The sequence below is a fragment of the Mesorhizobium sp. M1A.F.Ca.IN.020.06.1.1 genome (genome assembly GCF_004023265.1).
GTDB lineage: Bacteria > Pseudomonadota > Alphaproteobacteria > Rhizobiales > Rhizobiaceae > Mesorhizobium.
The window spans coordinates 1-4,290 of the sequence record NZ_RZSR01000507.1 but is presented as its reverse complement, the minus strand read 5'-3'; the positions used below and the strand labels follow the sequence as shown (position 1 = coordinate 4,290).

3 protein-coding genes are annotated in these 4,290 nt (G+C 63.2%); all 3 read left to right on the top strand.

The genetic code is table 11. The features are described 5' to 3' along the window. Positions 1-836: efflux RND transporter permease subunit (locus tag EOA60_RS20925; RefSeq protein ID WP_164899437.1), on the top strand; the 836-nt coding region annotated here is incomplete at its 5' end. Further along, on the top strand, positions 823-1,701 hold the full coding sequence (locus EOA60_RS20920; RefSeq protein ID WP_127214972.1) for a hypothetical protein: 879 nt from the start codon (positions 823-825) through the stop codon (positions 1,699-1,701). The genes EOA60_RS20925 and EOA60_RS20920, both read left to right, overlap by 14 nt. Before the next feature lie 78 nt (positions 1,702-1,779). Next, positions 1,780-4,290, top strand: a 2,511-nt coding sequence (locus EOA60_RS20915) for an efflux RND transporter permease subunit (RefSeq protein ID WP_164899436.1), incomplete at its 3' end; no start/stop codon positions are given.

Here is a 4,290-nt window from a genome sequence, read left to right as displayed (position 1 = left end):
ATGCTGCTTCGTGCGTTGGGAGCCCCCCAAACGCACGAAGCAGCATCGCCGACGTCGAGAATCTTCTGATCGAAACGCCTGATCGCCCGCATACACGCCTTGGCGATATCGCCGAGGTGCGGATGGTGCCGCAGTTGAGCACCATCGAGCGTGACGGCGTCACGCGCAGCATGGACGTTCACGCCAGCGTCGCAGGCCGCAGCGTCACGGCAGTGGCGGAAGACGTGGCGGCAGAGCTCAAGAAGGTGCAGCTCCCCTTCGAATACCATGCCTACGTTCGGGGCGAGTATGCCGAGAGCCGTGCAGCCATGCTGCAGGTGACGCTCTTCGCAGCGTCGGCGGCAGTGCTGATCTTCTTCCTGCTGCAGGCGGCGCTGCAAAGCTGGCGACTGGCGACCGGCATGTTCCTTTCGCTGGTGGCAGTGTCGGGTGGCGTCGCGGCGATCCTCGTGGCGGTAACGGGCACCGTTTCGGTTGGGGCGCTTGCCGGACTTCTCGCCGTCCTCGGGCTTGCACTCCGCAACGGTCTGGTTCTGGCCAGCCGCGTCGATCAGACCGGGGAGGGTGACGAATCCTGGCCGGACCGTGTCGCGGCGGCCGCGCGCGAGCGCTTTGCGCCTATGCTGACGAGCACGCTGGTCACCTGCCTCGCCTTCCTTCCCGCAGTGGTCATGGGCAGCGCCGCCGGTCTGGAGATTTTGCATCCAATGGGATGGGTCGTGATCGCAGGCGCAGTCATTTCAGTCCTGATCAATCTGTTCGTCCTACCGGCCATGATGCTCCATTCCGGCCCGGTTTCACGACGCCTTGGAGGAGTTGCACATGCTTCGCAATAGGCTTTTTCTTAAGTCATCCCTCGTCGCCGGTGTGGCTTTCGTCGTGGTTGCCACGGGACCCCTCGCGGTCGCGGAGTCGCCCGCAGGCGCGCCTGCCAAGCTGGTAGAGGTCGCAGGTTCCCCATTTCCACGCGTGGTTCTGACCGAACAGGCTGCCAAACGACTGAGCATCCAGACCGAAGCGCTGCGGGAGGAGACGGCCAAGCGGTGGATGATGATGAACGCCCAGGTCGAGATTGCGAGCGGTGAACCGTCGGTGAATGCAATTACGGAGACGGCTTCCATCGCGCCGGCCGGTGAAAGCGGCCAAGCACGGCAATCCCTGATCAAGGTGCCTGTGGACGCGGCGAGCCAGATGTTGATCGCGGTTGTCGACGACGAGGATGACGAGGACGAGACCGGCGACCACGACGAGTTTGCCGAGATTTTCGGCGTCGCCAACCCGGCGGACGAGGATAAGGACGGTCTAGTGGTCGTGCTGCTGACCGGCCAAGGCCGCTCCGGTAAATATTACACGGCGCGGCCGGTGGCGGTGAAGGACCGGGACGACGGGCGGTTCTTTGAATTCCTCGAGGCAAGCAGCGGCGTCAAGCCAGGCGATCATGCGTTCGTGGCGATGAAGGCGCCGGAGAGCGGCAGCATGGCGAAGATCGTGCCCTACTCGTCGGTTGTCTATGACGAGCACGGGGACAGCTGGCTCTACTCCAATCCGGAGCCGCTCGTCTTCGTCCGCCAAAAAGTGGCTGTCGAGCGCGTCCTTGGCGACATAGCAGTGCTGTCGGACGGACCAGCGCGCGGTACGCCGGTCGTGTCGGTCGGCGCGGTCGAGCTGATGGGGGTTGAATTGAAGTTTGGCGGCCACTGAGCGGGCGTGAAAGACATTCCGTCGCTTGCGAACGCCTGAGTTAGCCGGCGTCCAATCATCCGAACAAAGGACAGGGCCATGTTCCGCTGGATCATCGGCACGAATCTGAAATACCGGTATCTGGTACTGGCCGCGGCAGCGCTGATGGTGCTGCTGGGTCTGGACGTGTTCCGCAAGATGCCCGTGGACGTCTTCCCCGAATTCTCCCCGCCGCTGGTGGAGATTCAGACCGAGGGTATCGGCATGTCGACCGCCGAGGTCGAGGAGCTGATCACCATTCCCCTCGAGGATGCACTGCGCGGCACACCGGAACTCGACGTCATCCGCTCGAAGAGCGTGATGTCGCTGTCCTCCATTGTCATGATCTTCAAGCGGGGAACCGACATCATGCACGCCCGGCAGCTCGTCCAGGAGCGAGTGCAGCTTGCGTCGGCCAGACTGCCGTTCGGCTCGAGCCCGCCCGTCATGCTGCAGCCCTTGTCGTCGACCAGCAGGACCATGAAGATCGGCCTTTCGTCGAAGGAGCTCACTCAGCTCGACCTGTCGATGACCGCCTATTGGAAGATTCGCTTCCGCCTGCTGCGCGTGCCCGGCGTCGCCAACGTGGCGATGTGGGGCGAAAAGCTCAAACAGCTGCAGATCCAGGTCGATCCCGCACGCATGCTGAAACACGGCGTGACGCTGAACGAGGTCATGGAGGCTTCGGCCGATGCGCTGGACTTCGGCCTGCTGCCGATGTCGAGCTCAGCCAAGAGCCAGACCGTAGGCTTCATCGACACCGACAACCAGCGATTGTATGTCGGCGCCGACATAGCGTCCAGCGTGAAGCTGGAGGACGTCAAGAGAATTCCGGTCGAGTCAAAAGCCGGCGAGCGACTGGTACTGGCGGACTTTGCCGACGTCACCTGGGGGGAACCGCTGCCGATCGGCGACGCTGTGATCAATGACGGTCCCGGCATGATGCTGATCGTCGAGAAGTTCCCGTGGGCGAATACGCTGGAGGTCACGCGCGGCGTCGAGGCCGCCTTCGCCGAAATGAGGGACGGCCTCAAGGGCATCGACGTCGACCTGCAGATCTTCCGCCCGGCGACGTTCATCGAGCTCTCGATCCATAATCTGACAATGGCCTTGCTGGTGGGATCGGTCCTGGTGGTCTGCGTTCTCGGCGCCTTCCTGTTCGAGTGGCGGGTGGCGCTCATCAGCCTGCTGGCGATCCCGCTCTCCCTGGTCGCGGCGGGACTTGTTCTCTACTGGCTCGGAACGACCATCAACACGATGGTGCTGGCCGGCTTCGTCGTGGCGGTGGGATCGGTGGTGGACGACGCTATCATCGACGTTGAAAACATCACGCGGCGATTGCGCGAGAATCGCCGCAGCGGCGCTGGCAAATCGGTGGCATCAGTTATCCTGGAAGCATCGCTCGAGATCCGCAGCCCGATCGTCGCCGCGACCCTCATCATCGTCATCTCGGTCGTCCCTGTGTTCTTCATGGGTGGTCTGTCGGGCACTTTCTTCGTACCGCTGGCGACGTCCTATTCCATCGCGCTCCTCGCTTCGATGGCCGTGGCGCTGACGGTGACGCCGGCACTCTGCCTTATCCTGCTTCAAGGAGCGCCGATCGAGCGCGTCTCGCCGCTTGTCGGGCGGTTGCAGCGAGGCTATGCCGCCATGCTGTCGCGGATCATCGCGGCTCCTCGCACGATCTTTGGGATCACCGCGTTCGTCGTGGTCGCGGGATTGGCCGTTTGGCCGCTGCTCGGAACCTCGCTCCTGCCCTCCTTCAAGGAACGTGACTTCCTCATGCACTGGCTGACGCCGCCCGGGACATCGCATGCAGAGATGTACCGGATGACGGTGGCTGCCAGCAAAGAACTGAGATCCATTCCCGGGGTGCGCAACTTCGGCGCTCACATCGGCCGGGCGCTGGTGGCCGACGAGGTGGTGGGCATCGACTTCACGGAGAACTGGATCAGCGTCGATCCGAAGGTCGATTATGACGAGACCCTGAAAGCGGTTCAGGACACGGTCGGCGGCTATCCCGGTATCTATCGCGACGTCCAGACCTACCTTCGCGAGCGCGTGAAGGAAGTGCTCACCGGGTCGGGCGAGTCGATAGTGGTTCGGATTTTCGGGCCTGACGCGGCGATGTTGCGGGAGCAGGCGGTGAGGGTCCGCGACGCCCTGACCGGCATCGAGGGCCTGATTGACCTACACGAGGAGCCGCAGAAGACGGTACCGCAAATTCAGGTCACCGTGGATATCGCCAAGGCGGCTTCCAGGGGTCTCAAGCCCGGCGATGTTCGTCGCGCTGCTGCCGTGATCTTCGCCGGTCACGAGGTGAGCGACGTTCATCGCATCGGAAAGGTGTATGACGTCATGGTATGGTCGACGCCCAAATCGCGGCGCGGCCTTGACGACGTACAGAACGTTCTCCTGGATACCCCCGACGGCGGTCAGGTCCGGCTCGGCGACGTTGCCGAAGTCAAGATTGCCCCGGTGGCCAGCACCATAAAACGTGAGAACGCCTCGCGCCGCCATGACGTGCATGCCAACGTGCGCGACCGCGACCTGGGCTCGGTCGTCCATGAG

What these genes read in the sequence shown, in the direction of transcription:
- EOA60_RS20920 (WP_127214972.1), top strand. Translation starts at nt 823, where the DNA reads ATGCTTCGCAATAGGCTTTTTCTTAAGTCATCCCTCGTCGCCGGTGTG.